Source organism: Pseudomonas sp. PDM14, from assembly GCF_014851905.1.
Classification (GTDB): Bacteria; Pseudomonadota; Gammaproteobacteria; order Pseudomonadales; family Pseudomonadaceae; genus Aquipseudomonas.
In genome coordinates this window covers 984,997-1,005,203 of record NZ_JACVAQ010000001.1, presented here as the reverse complement: position 1 = coordinate 1,005,203, position 20,207 = coordinate 984,997, and the positions used below count along the sequence as shown (strand labels likewise).

Annotated in this window: 20 protein-coding genes; 11 read left to right on the top strand and 9 right to left on the bottom strand. The window is 63.6% G+C overall.

Annotated elements, in window-relative coordinates:
- Positions 1–3: 3 nt before the first annotated feature.
- The 3 genes from thrC (at position 4) to IB229_RS04740 (ending at position 2,563) form a co-directional block, all read left to right on the top strand.
- Positions 4–1,413: a threonine synthase gene (thrC, locus tag IB229_RS04750; RefSeq protein ID WP_192325471.1), complete on the top strand. Its 1,410-nt coding sequence runs from the start codon at positions 4–6 to the stop codon at positions 1,411–1,413.
- Between the two features lie 161 nt (positions 1,414–1,574).
- Complete coding sequence (locus IB229_RS04745) at positions 1,575–2,141, top strand: DJ-1/PfpI family protein (RefSeq protein WP_192325469.1); 567 nt, start codon at positions 1,575–1,577, stop codon at positions 2,139–2,141.
- 119 nt (positions 2,142–2,260) lie between these two features.
- Positions 2,261–2,563, top strand: a complete 303-nt coding sequence (locus IB229_RS04740) for a ribbon-helix-helix domain-containing protein (RefSeq protein WP_192325467.1) — start codon at positions 2,261–2,263, stop codon at positions 2,561–2,563.
- Between the two features lie 126 nt (positions 2,564–2,689).
- Here the strand turns inward: IB229_RS04740 and rhlB are convergent, their stop codons facing one another.
- The 4 genes from rhlB to IB229_RS04720 all read right to left on the bottom strand — a co-directional run bounded on the left by rhlB (position 2,690) and on the right by IB229_RS04720 (position 7,305).
- Positions 2,690–4,135 (bottom strand): ATP-dependent RNA helicase RhlB, encoded by a 1,446-nt coding sequence (gene rhlB, locus IB229_RS04735; protein WP_318652079.1) that lies wholly within the window; start codon positions 4,133–4,135, stop codon positions 2,690–2,692.
- Positions 4,136–4,233: 98 nt separating this feature from the next.
- Positions 4,234–5,394 (bottom strand): dipeptidase, encoded by a 1,161-nt coding sequence (locus IB229_RS04730; protein ID WP_192325463.1) that lies wholly within the window; start codon positions 5,392–5,394, stop codon positions 4,234–4,236.
- Between the two features lie 79 nt (positions 5,395–5,473).
- Positions 5,474–6,412, bottom strand: coding sequence for a GGDEF domain-containing protein (locus IB229_RS04725; RefSeq protein ID WP_192325461.1), 939 nt, complete (start codon positions 6,410–6,412; stop codon positions 5,474–5,476).
- Positions 6,413–6,648: 236 nt separating this feature from the next.
- On the bottom strand, positions 6,649–7,305 hold the full coding sequence (locus IB229_RS04720; protein ID WP_192325460.1) for an alpha/beta hydrolase: 657 nt from the start codon (positions 7,303–7,305) through the stop codon (positions 6,649–6,651).
- A 392-nt stretch (positions 7,306–7,697) separates the two neighbouring features.
- Between IB229_RS04720 and IB229_RS04715 the strand changes: the two genes are divergently transcribed.
- The 4 genes from IB229_RS04715 (at position 7,698) to IB229_RS04700 (ending at position 11,888) form a co-directional block, all read left to right on the top strand.
- Positions 7,698–8,726: an amino acid ABC transporter substrate-binding protein gene (locus IB229_RS04715; protein WP_192325458.1), complete on the top strand. Its 1,029-nt coding sequence runs from the start codon at positions 7,698–7,700 to the stop codon at positions 8,724–8,726.
- Between the two features lie 94 nt (positions 8,727–8,820).
- Positions 8,821–10,008 carry an amino acid ABC transporter permease gene (locus tag IB229_RS04710; RefSeq protein ID WP_192325455.1) on the top strand — a complete coding sequence of 396 codons (1,188 nt, stop codon included), beginning with the start codon at positions 8,821–8,823 and terminating at the stop codon, positions 10,006–10,008.
- A 9-nt stretch (positions 10,009–10,017) separates the two neighbouring features.
- On the top strand, positions 10,018–11,115 hold the full coding sequence (locus tag IB229_RS04705) for an amino acid ABC transporter permease (RefSeq protein WP_192325453.1): 1,098 nt from the start codon (positions 10,018–10,020) through the stop codon (positions 11,113–11,115).
- An 11-nt stretch (positions 11,116–11,126) separates the two neighbouring features.
- A complete protein-coding gene (locus tag IB229_RS04700) occupies positions 11,127–11,888 on the top strand; it encodes an amino acid ABC transporter ATP-binding protein (protein WP_192325451.1) in 762 nt (253 codons plus the stop codon).
- Positions 11,889–11,970: 82 nt separating this feature from the next.
- Here IB229_RS04700 and IB229_RS04695 read toward each other — a convergent pair whose 3' ends face one another.
- Entirely contained in the window at positions 11,971–12,936 is a 966-nt protein-coding gene (locus IB229_RS04695) for a GlxA family transcriptional regulator (protein WP_192325449.1), read from the bottom strand.
- 121 nt (positions 12,937–13,057) lie between these two features.
- On the opposite strand from IB229_RS04695, the gene IB229_RS04690 reads away from it, so the two are divergent.
- The 3 genes from IB229_RS04690 to IB229_RS04680 all read left to right on the top strand — a co-directional run bounded on the left by IB229_RS04690 (position 13,058) and on the right by IB229_RS04680 (position 14,893).
- Positions 13,058–13,528, top strand: a complete 471-nt coding sequence (locus tag IB229_RS04690) for a nuclear transport factor 2 family protein (protein ID WP_192325447.1) — start codon at positions 13,058–13,060, stop codon at positions 13,526–13,528.
- A gap of 39 nt (positions 13,529–13,567) precedes the next feature.
- Positions 13,568–13,891: a GIY-YIG nuclease family protein gene (locus IB229_RS04685; RefSeq protein WP_192325445.1), complete on the top strand. Its 324-nt coding sequence runs from the start codon at positions 13,568–13,570 to the stop codon at positions 13,889–13,891.
- Between the two features lie 66 nt (positions 13,892–13,957).
- On the top strand, positions 13,958–14,893 hold the full coding sequence (locus IB229_RS04680; protein ID WP_192325443.1) for a glutathione S-transferase family protein: 936 nt from the start codon (positions 13,958–13,960) through the stop codon (positions 14,891–14,893).
- Positions 14,894–14,964: 71 nt separating this feature from the next.
- On the opposite strand, the gene IB229_RS04675 is transcribed toward IB229_RS04680, so the two are convergent.
- The 3 genes from IB229_RS04675 to IB229_RS04665 form a co-directional block, all read right to left on the bottom strand.
- The gene (locus tag IB229_RS04675; RefSeq protein WP_192325441.1) at positions 14,965–15,291 is read right to left on the bottom strand and encodes a glutaredoxin family protein; all 327 of its coding nucleotides are present in this window, start codon (positions 15,289–15,291) and stop codon (positions 14,965–14,967) included.
- A gap of 2 nt (positions 15,292–15,293) precedes the next feature.
- On the bottom strand, positions 15,294–16,301 hold the full coding sequence (yejK, locus tag IB229_RS04670; protein WP_192325439.1) for a nucleoid-associated protein YejK: 1,008 nt from the start codon (positions 16,299–16,301) through the stop codon (positions 15,294–15,296).
- 110 nt (positions 16,302–16,411) lie between these two features.
- Entirely contained in the window at positions 16,412–17,770 is a 1,359-nt protein-coding gene (locus IB229_RS04665; protein ID WP_192325437.1) for a TAXI family TRAP transporter solute-binding subunit, read from the bottom strand.
- 268 nt (positions 17,771–18,038) lie between these two features.
- Between IB229_RS04665 and IB229_RS04660 the strand changes: the two genes are divergently transcribed.
- A complete protein-coding gene (locus tag IB229_RS04660; protein ID WP_192325434.1) occupies positions 18,039–18,896 on the top strand; it encodes a hypothetical protein in 858 nt (285 codons plus the stop codon).
- Here the strand turns inward: IB229_RS04660 and yjeH are convergent.
- A complete protein-coding gene (yjeH, locus tag IB229_RS04655) occupies positions 18,887–20,152 on the bottom strand; it encodes an L-methionine/branched-chain amino acid transporter (RefSeq protein ID WP_192325432.1) in 1,266 nt (421 codons plus the stop codon). The two genes, IB229_RS04660 and yjeH, sit on opposite strands and share 10 nt — an antisense overlap.
- Between the last annotated feature and the right edge of the window lie 55 nt (positions 20,153–20,207).

Below are 20,207 nucleotides of genomic sequence, written 5' to 3'. Positions count from 1 at the left end.
AACATGCGTTATATCAGTACCCGCGGCCAGGCTCCGGTCCTCAACTTCGAAGACGTGCTGCTCGCCGGCCTGGCCAGCGATGGCGGCCTCTACGTACCGGAAAACCTGCCGCGCTTCACCCAGGAAGAGATCGCCTCCTGGGCCGGCCTGCCGTACCACGAATTGGCCTTCCGCGTGATGCGCCCGTTCGTCACCGGCAGCATCCCGGATGCCGACTTCAAGAAGATTCTCGAAGAAACCTACGGCGTGTTCGCCCACAACGCCGTGGCGCCGCTGCGCCAGCTGAACGGCAACGAGTGGGTTCTGGAGCTATTCCACGGCCCGACCCTGGCCTTCAAGGATTTCGCCCTGCAGCTGCTCGGCCGCCTGCTCGACTACGTGCTGGCCAAGCGTAACGAGCGCGTGGTGATCATGGGCGCCACTTCCGGCGATACCGGCTCGGCAGCCATCGAAGGCTGCAAGGCCTGCGACAATGTCGACATTTTCATCATGCACCCGCACAACCGGGTGTCCGAGGTGCAACGCCGGCAGATGACCACCATCTTCGGCGACAACATCCACAACATTGCCATCGAAGGCAACTTCGACGACTGCCAGGAGATGGTCAAGGCCAGCTTCGCCGATCAGGGTTTCCTCAAGGGCACCCGTCTGGTCGCGGTCAACTCGATCAACTGGGCGCGGATCATGGCCCAGATCGTCTACTACTTCCACGCAGCCCTGCAGCTCGGCGGCCCGGCACGCTCGATTGCGTTCTCGGTACCGACCGGCAACTTCGGCGACATCTTCGCCGGGTATCTCGCGCGCAACATGGGTCTGCCGATCAGCCAGCTGATCGTCGCGACCAACCGCAACGACATTCTGCACCGCTTCATGAGCGGCAATCAGTATGTGAAGGGTGATCTGCACCCGACCCTGTCGCCGTCCATGGACATCATGGTTTCGTCGAACTTCGAGCGCCTGCTGTTCGACCTTCACGGTCGCAATGGCGCCGCCATCGCCGGGCTGATGGACACCTTCAAACAGGGTGGCGGTTTCAGTGTCGAGGAAGACCGCTGGACCGAAGCCCGTCGCCTGTTCGATTCGCTGGCAGTGAGCGACAAGGAGACCTGCGAGACCATCGCCGAGGTGTACAAGGAGTGCGGCGAGTTGCTCGACCCGCACACCGCCATCGGCGTACGTGCCGCGCGCGAGTGCCGTCGCAGCCTGTCCGTGCCGATGGTCACCCTGGGGACCGCGCACCCGGTCAAGTTCCCGGACGCGGTGGAGAAGGCCGGTGTCGGCCAGGCCATCGCGCTGCCGGAACACCTGGCCGATCTGTTCCAGCGCGATGAGCGTTGCACCGTGCTGGCCAACGACCTGAAGACCGTGCAGCAGTTCGTCGCGGCCCACGGCAACCGTGGCAAGTCGCTGTAAGGCTGGTCCGTTCGACAAAAGCCTCGCCCAGTGCGGGGCTTTTTTATGCCCGTTTGCCGTGCCTTTGTCCTCGCGTCGGTCCGCTGTAGTAGCCAGCTGTTACCCGCCCGCTCTGCCCATGCGGCAGACTGCAGGCACCTTCACTCCAAGGAGCAACCCGGATGACTGCCAAGAAGATTCTCATGCTGGTCGGCGACTACGTCGAAGATTACGAAGCCATGGTGCCGTTCCAGGCGCTGTTGATGGTCGGGCACCAGGTGCATGCCGTATGCCCGGGCAAGCAGGCTGGCGACAGTGTGCGCACCGCGATCCACGACTTCGAGGGCGATCAGACCTACAGCGAGAAGCCGGGGCACAACTTCGTCCTCAACTTCGATTTCGCCCAGGTGCGCGCCGAGGATTACGCCGCGCTGGTGGTGCCGGGTGGCCGCTCGCCCGAATACCTGCGTCTCAACGACGAGGTGATCAAGCTGGTGCAGGCGTTCGCCGCAGCGAACAAGCCGATTGCCGCCGTCTGTCATGGTCCGCAGCTGCTGGCGGCTGCCGGAATCCTCAAAGGGCGATTCTGCAGTGCCTACCCTGCCTGCGCGCCGGAAGTACGTCTGGCTGGTGGCGAATACGTCGAGCTGCCGGTGGACGCTGCGCATGTCGATGGTAACCTGATCACCGCTCCGGCCTGGCCGGCTCATCCGGCCTGGCTGGCGGCTTTCCTGAAGGTGTTGGGCTAGGCCTCGACCCGGCAGCCCAGCGAGCGCGACTCAGGTTGCAGAGGGGTGGGCTCAAGGTTTACCTATAGCCCGCTTCAATGCCGCCTGACGGCTGTTTGGCAGATTGGGAGGAACATGACATGTGCGAACTCTATGTAAAGGCCGACCCGATTCTCTACGAGTCGCGCTCGCGCTCGCTGCGCATCCGCGGCGTGGTCACCACCTTGCGCCTGGAAAACCAGTTCTGGGACATCCTGCGCGAGATCGCCGAGGTCGATGGCATGACCACCAACCAGCTGATCACCAAGCTGTACGACGAGGTCATGGATTACCGCGGTGAGGTGGTCAATTTCGCCTCGTTCCTGCGCGTAAGTTGCACGCGTTTCCTCTGCCAGGCGCCGCAACGCTCGGCGGAGGTGCTCAGCCTGGTGGCCAAAGCCTGAGGGCCTGCTTGTTGGCGATCAGCGAGTTCGTGTGGGCGCACCGATCGCCAGCAAGTTGGCTTCTACAAGGGAGATGCCCAGATAGCAAAAGGCCGGCAATCAGCCGGCCTTTTTCGTTACTGCAGATCAGTGGTGGCGCGGCACCGGCTTGAGCAGTTCTTCCGGCGGCATCTCGCAGTTGATCTTGCGCCCGAGCAGCTCTTCGATCGGAGGCAGGGCGTAGGCGTCGTCTTCGCTGGCGAAGCTGATCGATACGCCGCTGGCGCCGGCACGGCCGGTCCGGCCAATGCGGTGCACGTAGTCGTCGGGGACTTCCGGCAGGGTGAAGTTGATCACGTGGCTGATGCCGTCAACGTGGATGCCGCGGCCGGCCACGTCGGTGGCGACCATTACGCGGATCTTGCCTTCGCGGAAGCCTTCCAGGGTCTTGATGCGCTTGTGCTGCGGCACATCGCCGGACATCTGCGCGGCGCTGACGCCATCCTTGATCAACTTCTCTTCGATGCGCCGCACTTCATCGCGGCGGTTGGCGAAGACCATCACCCGCTCCCAGTTGTTCTGTGTCACCAGGTTATACAGCAGGCGGTATTTGTCTTTCGACGACACGGCGTAGACGTGCTGCTCGACGGTATCGCTGGCGACGTTCTCCGGCTCGATCTCGACGATGGCCGGGTCGACGGTCCACTGCCGCGCGAGGTTCATCACGTCTTCGGTGAAGGTGGCGGAGAACAGCAGGGTCTGGCGTTCGCCCTTCATCGGGGTCTGGCGAATGATCTGGCGTACCTGCGGGATGAAACCCATGTCGAGCATGCGGTCGGCTTCGTCCAGAACCATCACCTCGACCATGTCCAGGTGCACTTCGCCGCGCTGGTTGAAGTCCAGCAGGCGGCCTGGGGTGGCCACGAGGATGTCGCAGTAGCGCGACTCGAGCTGCTTGAGCTGTTTGTCGAAGTCCATGCCGCCAACGAACTGCATGACGTTGAGGCCGGTGTACTTGGTCAGGTTGGCGGCGTCGCTGGCGATCTGCACCACCAGTTCGCGGGTCGGCGCGATGATCAGTGCGCGCGGTTCACCCATGTAGCGTTCTTTCGGTGGCGGTGTCTGCAGCAGCTGGGTGATGGTCGATACGAGGAAGGCGGCGGTCTTGCCGGTGCCGGTCTGGGCGCGGCCGATGGCGTCCTTGCCCTTGAGCGTGTGGCCGAGGACCTGCGCCTGGATCGGCGTGCAATACGGGAAACCGAGGTCGTGGATGGCGTGCATCAGCTCGGGCGCGAGCTTGAAGTCGTGGAAGCGGGTCTTGCCTTCGGCGGGCTCGACGGCGAAGTCTTCCAGCTTCCAGTTGTCGACTGGCTTCGCCGGGCGCTCGCGGCGCGGCTTGTCGGTGCGCGGCTTCTTCGCCTCGCGGGTGTGCTCGCCAGTGGCAGCGCTGTCGCGCTGGCTGCTCTGCTGGGGCTTGTGGCCGCGGGATTCGTTCTGGTCGGCTGGCGCTGTCACGACGGGGCTGGAGGGAGTGCCACGCATGGGCTGTTCGTTTTCGCCCTTGCTGAAGATCTTCTTGAGTGCTTTGAGCACGGCCATCTCGTATTGGTTAAGGAATGAACGGCCGCCAGTGTAAAGCAAGAAGCACCCCGTGGCGAAGTGTCACGGGGTTCGCGCGCGGCCAGCCGGGGTTATTGCGGCAGGCTGGCGAGCAGCAGGCGTTGCACGTTGCCGCCCATGACCAAGGCGATGTCGGCCTGGCTGAAGCCGGCGCCCTGCAGCCCTTCGGTGATCTGTGCCAGGCCGGTGGTGTCGAATGGTGTGTGCACCGTACCGTTGAAGTCCGAGCCGAGGGCCACGTGCTCGACACCTACCGTGTCTGCCGTGTAGCGAATGGCGCGCACGATGGCGGCCGTCGAGGTTTCGCAGACGGCGGCTTCCCAGTAGCCGATGCCGATCAGCCCGCCTGTGGCGGCAATGGCCTGCAGGTGCGCATCACTGAGGTTACGGGTGCCGGGGCAGGTGCCGGCGACGCCAGTGTGCGAGACCAGCAACGGGCGTTTGGCGATTTTTAGTACGTCGTCGATCAGCGGCTTCGAGGCGTGGGCCAGGTCGATCAGCATGCCTTTTTGTTCGAGGCGGGCGATGACCTTGTGGCCGAACGGCGTCAGGCCGCCTTTCTTCAGCCCGTGCGCCGAGCCGCCGACTTCGTTATCGAAGAAGTGGGTCAGGCCGGTGATGCGAAACCCGGCGTCGTACAGGCGGTCGACGTTTTCCAGTTTGCCTTGCAGTGGGTGCAGGCCTTCGGTGGCGAGCAGGGCGGCGACATGCTGCGGGTCCTTCTGCCAGGTGCTGATAAAGGCGGCAAGATCGCTACGTGTGCGAATTAGCTGCAGGCGGCCCTGGCTGCCATCCGCCGCTTCCTGCAGCTTCTGCCCCTGATACAGCGCGCGCTCGAGCAGGCTGTTCCAGGTAGCGCGTGGCCAGCGCTGGGCCATGACCAGTAGGGTGATATTGTCGGTGGTGGCGGCATTGCTCTCGTAGTTCAGGCCGCGTGGAGTCTTGGTCACGGTGGAGAACACCTGCAGGCCGACATGGCCGTCGAGCAGGCGCGGCAGGTCGGAGTGCCCATAGTCATGGTGTTCGAGCAGGTTGCGCTGCCAGAGCAGGGCGTCGTCGTGCAGGTCGGCAACGAACAGGGTCTGGTGCAGTTGTTCCGCAGGCGCGCTGGCCGGGTAGGGCGCAGGGGCGGCGACGCTGTTCATGTGGCGGTCGATCAAGGTGGGTAGGCTCAGGAAGACGCCGCAGCCGACGATTATCAGAACCAGCAGGGTGAGCAGGAGTTTGCGCATGACGTGCCATCCGGGCGTTGTTGTTATGCGCGGACTCTATCAGAGGGGGAATGCGGGCTGCTTCGAGCGTGTTGCCGAATCAGCCGCAGAGGCAGTTGCGACCTTGCTGCTTGGCCTTGTACAGAGCGCAGTCGGCACGGGCGATCAGGCCCTCGAGGCTGTCCTTGGGCTGCATCAGGGCCATGCCGATGGACACGGTGACGCCCGGCAGGATGCCGACGGGAGAATAGAAGGAGCTGATCTGTTCCAGGCTCTGGCGCAGGCGTTCGCCGATGTTGCGGGCTTCTTCCTCGTCGATCTCCGGCAGGAGAATGACGAACTCCTCGCCACCGTAGCGGGCCATGCTGTCCTTGGGGCGCAGCTGGTTGCGCAGGGTGTGGGCCACCAGGCACAGGGCGTAGTCGCCGGCGAGGTGGCCGTGCTGGTCGTTGTAGGCCTTGAAGTGGTCGACATCGAGCATGAGCATGCACATCGGCTGTTCGTTGAACGCGCAGCGGGTGCTTTCACGCTCGTACACGTGCTCCAGCCAGCGGCGGTTGAAGCAACCCGTCAGGGTGTCGACATTGGCGTTCTGCTCGCTGTCGAGGATGATCCGGTTGCCCTGGCGAACGCGGTCGCAAAGCAGTTCCAGGAGATTCTGCATCAGCTGTGGCGACTGCTTGAACAGGTTGACCAGCGATTCGCGGTGCAGACGCAGCACCAGCGAAGGAGCGGTTGCGACGACGTAGGCGGAGGGATGATCGTTGTCGATGAAACTGATCTCTCCGGCGCACTCGCCCGGCAGCAGGGTGCTGACTGGCTGGTTGTCCAGCGAGCCCAGGTAGACCTTCAGTTCACCATCGAGCAGCAGGTAGAGGAACTGGTTGCGATTGAACGGCGATAGCAGCACTTCACCGGTTTCCAGCTCGCAGGCACGGAACTCTCTGAGCAATTGCTCAAGGCTGTCTGCGGCGACGTTCTGGAATAGACGCACCTGTTTGACTTGTTGCAGATCTTGCTGCCAGTGGGCGTTTTTCATCGAAGTGGTGAAAAGCCTGGCTTGCGTACGGAAATAAACGGCATCACGAAACTCTCCCTGTAGCAGAGATACCTGACCCGAACTTATGCCCGAGCGTTCCGCCAAGGCAATCCTTGTGGGTATTTCGACCGACCAGTGGTCGGACTTTAGGGCGGACCTGCGATTTTTGACGTGAAGTTGACGCGGGCGATAGAGACTTAGCGCTGTCACCCGCGTCTATGTCGCGGTTTTGACGCTCAGCCTAGCTGTTTGCCGAGCCACGCGGCGATATCGCGGATTTCCTCGATCACCACCTCATGACCCATCGGATAGTCCTGCCAGGTGACGTTGCCGTCGAGTGCCTGCAGTGCATCGTGGGCGGCGCGGCCCATGTCTGGCAGCACCACGTCATCGCGGCTGCCATGCAGGCACAGCACGGGCAGGTTCTGCCGGTTCGGCGCCAAGGTCAGGCTCTCGCCGAAGGTGGGGGCGTACGTCGACAGCGCGAGCACGCCGCCCAGCGGGCCGGCCCAGCGCAGAAAGGCGGTGTGGTAGACCACCGCGCCGCCCTGGGAGAACCCGGCGAGGAAGATGCGTGCCGGGTCGATGCCGCCGTCGCGCTGCGCCTCGATCAGGTCGATCACCATCTGTGCTGAGGCTTCCAGCTGTTCCTGGTTGATCGCCCGCGCCGGGCTCATGGCGAGGATGTCGTACCAGCTCGGCATGGCCCAGCCGTTATTGATGGTTACGGCGCGAGTCGGTGCCTGCGGCAGGACGAAGCGTGTGGTGGTCAGTTGTTTCTGCAGCGCTTCTGCCACCGGCTGGAAATCGTAACGGTCGGCACCCAGGCCGTGTAACCAGATGACGCAGGCATCAGCCGGATGTGTGGGTTCCAGGATCAAGGGCTCGCTCATATGGGGCTCCGGTGGCTATGCGCGCCCTATTGTGGTGCGCGCGGGTCGAGGGGGGAGGTGGAATAACTTAATAAGATGTCGCAAGGCTGCAAGTTTGTGTCTTGACCCGTTCTGTATGGCCGTTCGACAGCAAAGTGGTACGCCCTTTGCTGTAGGCAGCAGGTCCCGGTGGGGGCCGCTGAAGCGGTAAAACCGGGTAATTGCTGTGTCTCCAGTCCGTGTTATCCACGGACGCGGAGTGAGGTTTTTCGCCGGCATTCAGTTCGGCTACTAGACTCACTTCTGGTTCGCACCCCGGTTGATTCCGCTATGGTGGCGGGATCGAACGTGCCTCACAAGGGTACGGCGGCAGGACCGAGACTCCGATCCAACAAGAACATTTGGAGGTTTTGATGAAGATGGTGAAATCCACCCTGGCTGTATTGACCACGGCTGCGGTACTCGGTGTGAGCGGTTTCGCGCACGCGGGTGCCACTCTGGATGCGGTGAAGAAGAAAGGCTTCGTGCAATGCGGTATCAGTGATGGTTTGCCAGGTTTCTCCTACGCCGACGCCAAGGGTAACTACCTGGGTATCGACGTGGATATCTGCCGCGCCGTAGCTGCCGCTGTATTCGGCGACGCCTCCAAAGTGAAATTCAGCCCGCTGACCGCCAAAGAGCGCTTCACCGCGCTGCAATCGGGCGAAGTCGACGTGCTGTCGCGCAACACCACCTGGACCAGCTCGCGTGATGCGGCCATGGGCCTGAACTTCACCGGCGTGACCTACTACGACGGTCAAGGCTTCCTGGTCAGCAAGAAACTCGGCGTTTCCAGCGCCAAGGAACTGGACGGCGCCACCGTGTGCATCCAGGCCGGTACCACCACCGAGCTGAACCTGGCCGACTACTTCCGCGCCAACGGTCTGAAGTACACCCCGATCACGTACGACACCTCCGACGAAAGCGCCAAGTCGCTGGAATCCGGTCGTTGCGACGTACTGACCTCCGACCAGTCCCAGCTCTACGCTCAGCGTATCAAGCTGGCCGCTCCGGACGATTATGTCGTTCTGCCGGAAGTGATCTCCAAGGAGCCGCTCGGCCCATCCGTACGTCAGGGTGACGAGGAATGGTTCGACATCGTTCGCTGGTCGCTCTACGCACAGCTGAACGCCGAGGAGCTGGGCGTGACTTCGGCCAACGTCGAGGAAATGGCCAAGTCCACCAAGAACCCGGACATCGCACGTCTGCTGGGTGCCGAGGGTGACTTCGGCAAAGACCTGAAACTGCCGAAAGACTGGGCCGTTCAGATCGTCAAGCAAGTGGGTAACTACGCTGAAATCTTTGATCGCAACGTCGGTGCCGGCAGCGAGCTGAAGATCGAGCGTGGCCTCAACGCCCTGTGGAACAAGGGTGGCATGCAGTACGCACCGCCGGTGCGCTGACCTGCCGTGCCATCGCCCCCTCGCGGGGCGATGGTGTTCCTGATTCCATGAGCTCCGCGCTGCGGTACGAGCGCGGAGCTTTCATGAGGCTACTATGCAAAACACTGCCACCAATTCCTCGCGTCCGCGGCCATCGGTATGGACCGACCCGCAGATCCGCGCCTGGGTCTTCCAGATTCTTGCCGTCGTCGCCGTCATCGCCCTGGGCTGGTATCTGTTCGACAACACCCAGACCAACCTGCAACAACGCGGCATCATTTCCGGCTTCGGGTTTCTCGATAACAGCGCCGGCTTCGGTATCTCCCAGCACCTGATCGACTACACCGAGAGCGACTCCTACGGCCGCGTCTTCGTCATCGGCCTGCTCAATACCCTGCTGGTGTCGGTGATCGGCATCGTGTTCGCCACCTTGCTCGGCTTCATCCTCGGTGTCGCGCGCCTGTCGCCGAACTGGCTGATCCGCAAGCTGGCAACCATCTACATTGAGACCTTCCGCAACATCCCGCCGCTGCTGCAGATCTTCTTCTGGTACTTCGCGGTGCTGCTGCCGCTGCCAGGGCCGAAGCAGGGCGTGAACATCGCCGACACCTTCTTCCTCAGCAACCGCGGCCTGAACATGCCAGGCCCGTCGGCAACCGATGGCTTCTTGCCGTTCTTTATCGCCCTGGTGTTGTCGATCGTCGCCGTGGTCATGCTCACCCGCTGGGCGCGCAAGCGCTTCGAGGCCACCGGCAAGCCGTTCCGTACCGTGATTGCGTCGATCGCCATTCTGCTGCTGGTGCCGGGCCTGTGCGTTCTGCTGTTCGGTGACCCCTTCCACTGGACCGTACCGGAGCTCAAGGGCTTCAACTTCCGTGGCGGTGTGGTGATCATTCCCGAGCTGATGGCCCTGACTCTGGCTTTGACCGTGTACACCGCGGCGTTCATCGCCGAGATCGTGCGCTCCGGCATCCAGGCGGTCAGCCACGGACAGACCGAAGCTGCACGTTCGCTGGGCCTCAAGCCCACCGTGACCCTGCGCAAGGTCATCATCCCGCAGGCCCTGCGCGTGATCATCCCGCCGCTCACCAGCCAGTACCTGAACCTGGCGAAGAACTCGTCGCTGGCCGCCGGTATCGGCTATCCGGACATGGTCTCGCTGTTCGCCGGTACGGTACTCAACCAGACCGGACAGGCGATCGAGGCGATTGCCATCACCATGAGCGTGTACCTGGCCATCAGCATCAGCATTTCGATCCTGATGAACTGGTACAACAAGCGCATTGCGCTGATCGAGCGGTAAGGAGCAGCCATGCAGACTCATACCTTCAAACCTGATTTGCCGCCGCCGCCAATGAGCGTCGGCGTGGTGGCCTGGTTGCGCAGCAACCTGTTCTCCAGCTGGTTCAACACCCTGCTGACCCTGCTGGCCATCTACCTAGTGTGGAAGATCGTGCCGCCGCTGCTGCAGTGGGCGCTGTTCCAGGCCGACTGGACCGGTACCACCCGTGCCGATTGCACCAGCGAGGGCGCCTGCTGGGTGTTCATCAAGGAACGCTTCAGCCAGTTCATGTACGGCTTCTACCCGGAAGCGCTGCGCTGGCGGGTCGATCTGACCCTGTGGCTGGCAGTCATCGGCGCGGCACCGCTGTTCGTCCCGGCGATGCCGCGCAAGGCGTTGTACGGTGCGGGCTTCCTGGTGGTCTATCCGCTGCTGGCGTTCTGGCTGCTGCACGGTGGTTTCTTCGGCCTCAGCGAAGTATCGACCAGCCAGTGGGGCGGCCTGATGCTGACCCTGGTGATCGCCGCCGTCGGTATCGCCGGTGCCTTGCCGCTGGGTATCCTGCTGGCCCTGGGGCGTCGCTCCAACATGCCGGCGATTCGCGTGATCTGCGTGACCTTCATCGAGTTCTGGCGCGGTGTGCCGCTGATCACCGTGCTGTTCATGTCCTCGGTGATGCTGCCGCTGTTCCTGCCCGAAGGCATGAACTTCGACAAGCTGGTGCGTGCCCTGATCGGCGTGATCCTGTTCCAGTCGGCGTACATCGCCGAGGTGGTGCGCGGCGGCCTGCAGGCCATCCCCAAAGGTCAGTACGAGGCCGCCGCGGCCATGGGCCTGGGCTACTGGCGCACCATGGGCCTGGTGATCCTGCCGCAAGCCCTGAAGCTGGTCATCCCGGGCATCGTCAACACCTTCATCGCCCTGTTCAAGGACACCAGCCTGGTGATCATCATCGGCCTGTTCGACCTGCTCAACAGCATCAAGCAAGCCACCACCGATCCGGCCTGGCTGGGTATGGCCACCGAGGGCTACGTGTTCGCCGCCCTGGTGTTCTGGATTTTCTGTTTCGGCATGTCCCGCTACTCCATGCATCTGGAGAGAAAGCTGGATACCGGCCACAAGCGTTAGGAGTCAGATCAATGAGTGAAGCCAACAAACAGCCAAACGCCGAGCCGATCATTCAGCTGCAGGGCGTGAACAAGTGGTACGGCCAGTTCCACGTGCTCAAGGACATCAACCTCAACGTGCAGCAGGGCGAGCGCATCGTCCTCTGCGGCCCGTCGGGTTCCGGCAAGTCGACCACCATCCGCTGCATCAACCGCCTGGAAGAACACCAGCAGGGGCGCATCGTGGTCGACGGTACCGAGCTGACCAGCGACCTCAAGCACATCGAGGCGATCCGCAGCGAAGTGGGCATGGTGTTCCAGCACTTCAACCTGTTCCCGCACCTGACCGTGCTGCAGAACTGCACCCTGGCACCGATGTGGGTGCGCAAGATGCCCAAGCGCCAGGCCGAGGAAATCGCCATGCATTACCTGGAGCGCGTGCGCATTCCGGAGCAGGCGCACAAGTTTCCCGGCCAGCTCTCCGGCGGCCAGCAGCAGCGCGTGGCGATTGCCCGTGCCCTGTGCATGAAGCCGAAGATCATGCTGTTCGACGAGCCGACCTCGGCCCTCGACCCGGAGATGGTGAAAGAGGTGCTCGACACCATGATCGGCCTGGCCCAGGACGGCATGACCATGCTCTGCGTGACCCACGAAATGGGCTTCGCCCGCACCGTGGCGAACCGGGTGATCTTCATGGACAAGGGCGAAATCGTCGAACAGAACGAGCCCAACGCCTTCTTCACCAACCCGCAGAACGAACGGACCAAGCTGTTCCTCAGCCAGATCCTGCACTGAGTTCGGCGGTAACGAGAAAAGGGAGCCTGCGGGCTCCCTTTTCTTTGCGTGACGTTTTTTGTAGCTGCCAGCAAATGGGTTCCTACTGGGGCGTGGCCGGCCGATGGTTAAGGCGCTTGCGGAACGCTCCGGGCGTCTCACCACACAATTGCTTGAACAGCTTGGCGAAGGTCGCACGGTCGGCGTACCCGACCTGCATCGCCACCTGCTCCAGCGAGCGCGCCGGGTTGCGCAGGGCCGTCTGTGCGGCGCTGATGCGCAGGCGCTGCAAATAGTCGTTGGGCGTCAACCCGGTGGCCGCCTTGAAGCGTCGCAGCAGGGTACGGGTCGAGCAGTGCGTCTGAGCCGCCAGACGCTCCAGATCGATGGCTTCGTGATGGTGCTGCTGCAACCAGCGCAGCAGCGGTGCGATCAACCCGTCTTCAGCGCCAGGCTCGGGTAGCAGCGGGGCGAAGCGCGCCTGCGGGCCGCGTTCACGTTCGACCACCAGGCTGCTGGCCAGGCGCTGCGCCAGCCAGTCGCCGGCGTGCCAGGCGACCAGGTGCAGGCACAGGTCGAGGCCCGCCTGGGCGCCGCCCGAGCAGAAGCGGTTGGTGTCCTCGGTGAACAGTTGCTCGATCTGCAGTTGCGCCAGGGGGAAACGCTTACGGAAATCGCCGGCCAGCGACCAGTGCGTCGTCGCGCGGCGGCCGTCCAGCGCGCCAGCGGCGCCGAGCAGGAATGCGCCGCTGCACAGGCTGGCCAGTTGCTGGCGGACAGGGCGATGAGCCAGCCAGGCTAGCAGGGGGGCATTACCGTCAAGCATGCGGGGCACCGAGCTGCCGCTGGCCGGGATCAGCACCAGGTCGGCCTGCTCGGCGCGCTGCAGGTCTCCATCCACACGTACCTGCATGAAGCCGAGCTCCACCGGCTGGCCGTCCTGGCTGACCCGGAACGTCTCGAACAGGCGTTCGCCGGCCAGCAGGTTGGCCAGGCGAAACGCATCGTCGGCCATGCTCAGGCTGGAACACACGGTTTGTGGACCGACGTACAGGGCGACTCGAATCATGGCGGGCGACTGGCCGGAAAGGATTTTGGCGATTATTGACACAAAGATGTCGTTAGCGCCAATCGCCGCCGGCCCGTTTGGCGACGATACTGAGCCCACTTGTCGCCTACCGGAGTTCCCCATGAGCCACGCCAACGCCGAACTGATCACCCGTTTCTACCAGGCCTTTCAGCGTCTGGATGCCGAGACCATGGCCGCCTGCTACAGCGCCGACGTGCAGTTCAGCGATCCGGTGTTCACCGACCTGCGCGGACGCGATGCCGCTGACATGTGGCGCATGCTCGCCGCTCGGGCACAGAACTTCTCCCTGACCTTCGACAGTGTCCAGGCTGACGACCAGCGGGGCAGTGCGCACTGGGTGGCGACCTACCTGTTCAGCAAGACCGGCAATACGGTGGTCAACCGTATTCAGGCCAACTTCCGTTTCGTCGATGGCCTAATCGTCGAGCACCGCGATCACTTCGACCTGTGGCGCTGGAGTCGTCAGGCGCTGGGCACCAAGGGGCTGCTGCTGGGTTGGGCGCCGCCGGTGCATAACGCCATTCGTGCCCAGGCTGCGGCGGGCCTGCGTGCCTGGCAGTCAGGCCGCTGACTGACGTAAGCTGCCGCCGCACAGCATGTGGGGGCCGTGATGAGTGAGACCTGTGCCGCGGAACCTGCCGCGGCCACATCGGAAAAGACCTGGTTCGTCTACCTGGTGCGCGCGGAGAACGGCGCGTTGTACTGCGGTATCAGCGATGACCCGCAGCGCCGCTTCGCCCAGCATTGCCGTGGCAAGGGCGCGCGCTTTTTCCATTCCAGCCCGGCGCGTGCACTGGTCTATATCGAGGCCTGTACGGCCAAGGGTGATGCCCTGCGCCGCGAGCGGGCGATCAAGGCCCTGGCCAAGCAGGCCAAGGAGCGCCTTAGCCAGGCCTGGCTCATGCAGCAGGTTGATGCCACGCCATCAGGCTGACCGACTAGGCCGCCACGCCCGTGGACGGTAAGCTGGCCGTTCACTGTCACAGACGCGGAGCCCGACATGCACGAGTTGATCCTTCATCACTACCCGACTTCGCCCTTTGCCGAGAAGGCCCGTCTGTTGCTCGGCTTCAAGCAGCTGTCCTGGCGTTCGGTGATGATTTCCCCGGTGATGCCCAAGCCCGATCTGGTCGCGCTGACCGGCGGCTACCGCAAGACGCCAGTGCTGCAGATCGGCGCAGACATCTATTGTGATACCGCGCTGATCGCACGCCGTCTCGACGCGGAAAAGGCCACTCCAGCACTGTTTCCGGAAGGTCAGGAATTCATCGCGGCGAGTTTTGCCCAGTGGGTCGACTCGGTGATCTTCCAGCACGCGGTGAGCCTGGTGTTCCAGCCCGAGTCGGTGGCCGTGCGTTTCGCCAAGCTGCCGCCCGAGGCGATCAAGGCCTTCGTCGCTGACCGCGCCGGCCTGTTCAGCGGTGGCACCGCGACCCGCGTGCCGGCGGAAACCGCCAAGCACAACTGGCCGGTGATCATGGCGCGCCTGGAGCAGCAACTGGCCCGCGAGTCGGGTGATTTCCTGTTCGGTGAGCCATCGATTGCCGACTTCGCCCTGGCCCACTGCCTGTGGTTCCTCAAGGGCACGCCGGTGACTTCGCCCCTGGTCGATGCCTACCCGGCCGTCAGCGCCTGGCTCGGTCGCGTGCTCGGTTTCGGCCATGGCTCGGCCTCCGAGATGAGCGCGGCGCAGGCCATCGAGATCGCCCGTGAGGCGACCCCGGCAGCGCTGCCGCAGGAGCAGTTCCATGAGCCGAACGGCTTCCAGGCCGGGCAACAGGTGAAGATCGCCGCGACCGACTATGGCGTCGATCCGGTGCAGGGCGAACTGCTGTTCGCCGGCAGCGAGGAGCTGATCCTGCGCCGCGAGGACGAGCGTGCCGGCACCGTGCATGTGCATTTCCCGCGTCTGGGTTTCCGCATCGAAGCGCTCTGATCGGTTATCCCGCGCGATGAAAAACGCCCGGCATGCCGGGCGTTTTTCATGGTGGTAACACGTCGCGCTACTCAGTAAGCCGCGCGAATGCCCTGTGGATCGTAGCCGTGGATGATGGTGCCGTTGATGTCGAGCACCGGGATGCCGCGCCCACCCAGGGCCTCATACGCCTTACGCCCGCTGGCGGACTTCTCGATGTCGACCTCGCGATAGGGGATGTTCTGCTGCGCGAGAAACACGCGGGTCTTGGCGCAGTAGCCGCACCAGGACGTGGCGTAGAGCACCACCTGGCTGTCACCGACTCGCACGGGTTTTTCCCGCAGGCCGAGAAGCGGTTCGATTCGCTCCCACTGTTGCCAGACGGCAAGCGCCGCCAGGATCAGCAGAATTCTCTTCACCGTCAGTCCTTGCGGCGCTTGAGCTGATCTTTGAGCTGGGTCGGCAGCTGGCGGATGATCAGCATGTCACGCGCTTCGTCGTACTCGATGGCCGAGCCCAGCAGGTGCGACTCGAAACTGATCGACAAGCCTTCTGCGCGGCCGGTGAAGCGACGGAATTGGCTGAGCGTGCGTTTGTCCGCCGGAAACTCCGGGGCCATGCCGTAATCCTTGTTGCGGATGTGCTCGAAGAAGGCGCGTGGACGGTCTTCGTCGATCAGCCCGGACAGCTCGTCGAGGGTGATCGGCTCGCCGATCTTGGCTTGGCTGGTGGCGTAGTCGACCAGGGTGTCGGTCTTCGCCCGTGCCTGTTCTTCCGGCAGGTCTTCGCTCTCGACGAAATCGCTGAAGGCCTTGAGCAGGGTGCGCGTCTCGCTCGGTGCATCGACGCCTTCCTGGCAACCGATGAAGTCGCGGAAGTAGTCCGAGACCTTCTTGCCGTTCTTGCCGCGGATGAACGAGATGTACTGCTTGGACTGCTTGTTGTTCTGCCACTCGGAGATGTTGATGCGTGCCGCCAGGTGCAGCTGGCCGAGGTCGAGGTGCTTGGCCGGCGCCACGTCCAGCGCATCGGTCACCGCCACGCCTTCGCTGTGGTGCAGCAGGGCGATCGACAGGTAGTCGGTCATGCCCTGCTGGTAGTGGGCGAGCAGCACGTGGCCGCCGGTCGACAGGTTGGATTCTTCCATGAGCTTCTGCAGCTGCTCGACCGCCTGGCGGCTGAAGGCGGTGAAATCCTTCTCGCCATCCAGGTACTGCTTGAGCCAGCCGCTGAACGGATAGGCGCCGGACTCCTCATGAAACAGGCCCCAGGCCTTGCCCTGCTTGGCGTTGTAGCTTTCGTTGAGATCAGCCAGCAGATTTTCCATGGCCTGCGAGGTCGCCAGCTCGCTGTCGCGGGCATGCAGCACGGCGGGGGTGCCGTCTGGTTTCTTGTCGATCAGGTGAACGATGCAGTGGCGGATCGGCATGGCAGTCTCGTCTTGCAGAAGCGGAAAGGCGGGCATGGTATCAGGCGCGCAAAACACTAGGGAAACAGACCCTGGCGAGCACCGCGCGGGCGGTGGCTCGCGGGTATGGCTCAGACCGGTGCAGGCTGGCTATCAGATTTGGCGGGAGCGGCCTCGTTGCCGCGGCGCTGGTAGGCCTGCAGACGTTCGATCATGTAGCGCAGGTGCATGTGCAGTTCGTACAGCTCGCTGGAGTACGACAACGGCACCTCGACCCGCGCCAGTTCATCTTCGAGGTTCTCCAGGCGGCTGATTTCGGCGCTGAGGTCGCTGGACAGATTGCCCTTGTACAGGCGCTGGTCGATTTCGCGCAGGTGCTTGTACCAGCGGTAGATGCGCGCACGGATGCGCCACTGGTAGATCGGGCCGATGGCCTTGAACAGGGGGAACAGCAATACCAGCAGGGGAATGGCCAGGATGATGTAGCGGTCGGCCAGCGAGGCGATGCGGAAAGGCAGGTAGCGCTGCAGGATCGGCAAGCCCTTGTCGTAGTAGTACTCGGCTTCGGACAGGGTCTGCAGCGACAGCGGCGGGCGCGCCGGGTACTGGCCGGCAGGGTCGAGCAGGCTGCCATTCTTCAGCACGTTGCGCGCGGCCTCGAGGATCAGTGGCGTCAGCGATGGGTGGAAACTCTCGCCACTCACCAGTGTGGCGACCGGGCCGAGGGTGACGATGTCGCGTTCGGGGGTGTTCTGCGGCATGTCGAGCATGCCTTCGCCAACGCGCACCTCACTCAGGTACGGTAGGCGTGCCAGGTAGGCCGGTGTGCGCCGCAGGCTGACCAGGCGCAGGGTCGGCTCGGCGGCCAGGCGCTGGATCAGCGCGTTCTCGGCCGGCCCGACGAAGAAGGCCGCGTCGAGTTCGCCGGCGAGCAGGGCGTCGGCAGCGCGGCTGCCGCCGACCTGCTGCCAGGTGGCGGGGTACTGCGCCGGCTCGATGCGATTGGCGTTGAACAACGCCGCGGTCACCGCCTGGGTGCCGCTGTCTTCGGAGCCAACGCCCAGGCGCCATTGCATCAGATCGGCCAGGCGCTCGAACTTGACCTTCCGCGAGGTGAACAGCCACAGCGGTTCGCGGTACATCACGCCGAGGCCGGACAGCGTTTCACGCTGCTCGCTGCCCAGGGTCAGCTCCTGGCCACTCTGCACCAGTGCCAGTTGCACCTCGCCACTCTGCAGTTTGCTCAGGTTGTCTCGCGAGCCCGCGCTGGGCACCAGCTCCAGCTCGAAGCCCTGGCTTGCCAATTCCTCGCGCAGGCGTTCGGCGAAGGCGTGGTAGCCGCCAGTGGCGGCACCGGTGGCCATGCGCGCATACATCGGTGGTGGCGGTGCGACGAAATAGAACAGCGCCCCGACCAGCGCGGCCACCACCGGCACGATCCACAGGTTGGTCAGCAGCATGATTTTCAGATCGCGGAGGATACGGCGCATGGGGAGTCCTTGTCGGTGCCTGCAGCACAGGATAGCTGCGCTTGCACGGCCGTAGCCATGGCGATAGCCGAAGGGTGGATGACTACCAAGGTTTAATTTTGACCTGCTCTAAATCAATACTTTGGCGTGATTGATCGATTAAAGGCATCCGTGTTGCGGTTTTCTGCCGCTAACGCGCACACATCGGAAAAGTGAAAAATATGTGAAATAGGGCTTGGTTGAGTGCCTGACTACTGGTTATCTTCGCGCACCTTCATGGAGCAGACGGATGCGCTACCTCAAACCCTACCGGTCCAGATTTCCCCATACCGTGCGTCAGGGCGAGCTGACGCTGCACCTGGATAACCAGGCCGCGGCGGACATTCTCCCGCCAATCGCCGCGCTGATCGGCGAGCGTGGAACGCGGCCCATGCGCCGCAGTGTGGCGGGTTGCCTGGCCGGCCCGCGCTCGCGTCTGTTCGTCAAGACCGTGGAAATCGACAGCCTGCCGTGTCGCCTGCGCGTGACCCTGGGCATGCAGCGCCGCGACGTCGGTTACGACTGGCCGGTGGCCGAGTTGATCAACACCTTGAAGGCGGCCCAGCTGGGCGCACCGGTCGCGGGCGTCAGGGGCTTTGGCTATCGTCGGCGTGGTCGGCGCCTGGTCCGCGAGCTGTTTCTGGTCAGCGAGATGCTCGACGATCACGTCAACGGCCTGCATTGGCTGGAGCAGCCTGGAACCTGCGTCGAGTCGTTCCTCAAAGATGCCTTCGGCTTGCTGCTGCAGTTGCACGGGATGGGCATCCACCACCTCGACCTGTGGGCGGCGAACATCATGCTCGACCCCGCGCAGCCCCATGACCTGCGTGTGGTCGATCTGGAAAACTGCTTCATCGGCGACACGGCGTACGGCCCCGAAGCGCTGGGCTTCCAGTTCGGCTTCTTTTATTTCCGTTTCATCAAACAATTCATCGATGAAGCGCGTTACGACCAACTGGTGGCTGAAGCGCTCGCGGCGCAATCGGACATCGACGCGCAACGTTTCCAGGCGGCGTATTCGCTGTACAAGCACCAGACCATCAGCCGCAAGAAGCGCCGCGCACTGGTCATCCACGGGCGCTTGAGCATCAAGACGCTTCAGCCCTGATCGGCGATCGGGCGAGGGCGGCGCTCGCGCCAGTAGCCCATCAGTGCGAGGCCTGCGAGCAGGGTCAGGGCGTACAGCGCTTCGCTGCCAAGCATCACCAGCATGGCGCCGCAGAGAAGGGCGCTGAGGCCGGCGAGCAGACGCCACACGCCGCGCAGCAGGACCCAGCCGGCGGCCATGCTGAGCAGGTAGATCAGTACGAAGTTGCCGTTGGCGTAGCGGATCAGCGCGTCCACTGACAGCTGCAGTACTCCGGCCAGGCAGGTGCACAACGCGCAGCCCAGCACCACCATCAGCAGCGCGGTGCCGGGTACGCCGTGGCGATTTAGAGTGGCCAGCTGCGCCGGCAGTTTGCCCTCGTCTGCCAAACTCCAGATCAGGCGCGCGAAGCCCTGTACGTAGACGTTCATCGAGGCGAAGCAGGCCAGGTAACCGATCAGCGCCGCCAGCCAGCGCGCCTTCTCACCCAGCAACAGGTCGAGCATGCGCGGCAGCGAGCTGGCATCGCGGTGCACGTCGCCGTACACCGCGAAACTCAGTACGGCCACCGAGCAGGCCCAGTAGACCAGCCCGGCGAGCAGCACGCCGAGCAACAGGGCAAGCGGAAAATCGCGCCGTGGCCGCTTGAACTCTTCACCCAGGTGAGTGAATGCCTCGATGCCGACGAAGCACCAGAACATCACGCCCAGCGCGCCAGGGAGCAGGTGCCAGTTGCCAGCCAGTGGTGGCAGTAGCGGCACGCTGGCGCGAGGTAGGTCGCCGAGCCACCAGATCAGGCCGACGGTGCCGATGATCGCCAGGGCGATGGCGCCCTGGATCGTTCCCGAGACTTTTGCCGGGCGCTGGCCGAGCAGCAGCATTGCCACCAGCGTAGCTAGCTGGATGGCCAGCACTTCGCCGGTGTTCAAGGGCAGCAACGCTTGCCAGAAACCGGTGGCAATGTTCAGTGCGGCGGGCAGGCCGGCAGGCAGCACGGCGAGAAACAGGAAGGCGCTCAGGCGTTCCATGCGCAGGCCGAATGCCCGGCCGATCAGATGCGGTGCGCCGCCCGCGTGAGGGTAGTGGCGGCCGAGCTGGGCGAAGGTGAAGGCGATTGGTAGCACCAGGGCGATGAGCAGCAGCCAGGCCCACAGCGAGGCTATACCAGCAGCGGTGGCGGCCAGCGCGGGGACGACGAAGATGCCGGTTCCGAGTAGCGAGGTGCTGAGCACGCCGGCTCCCTGCAGCAGCCCCAGCTCCTTGTTCAGACGACTCATGATGTATGCTCGCGGCTTCTTTTTTCGATCCGCCATGTTAGGCAGTGGCCTGCGA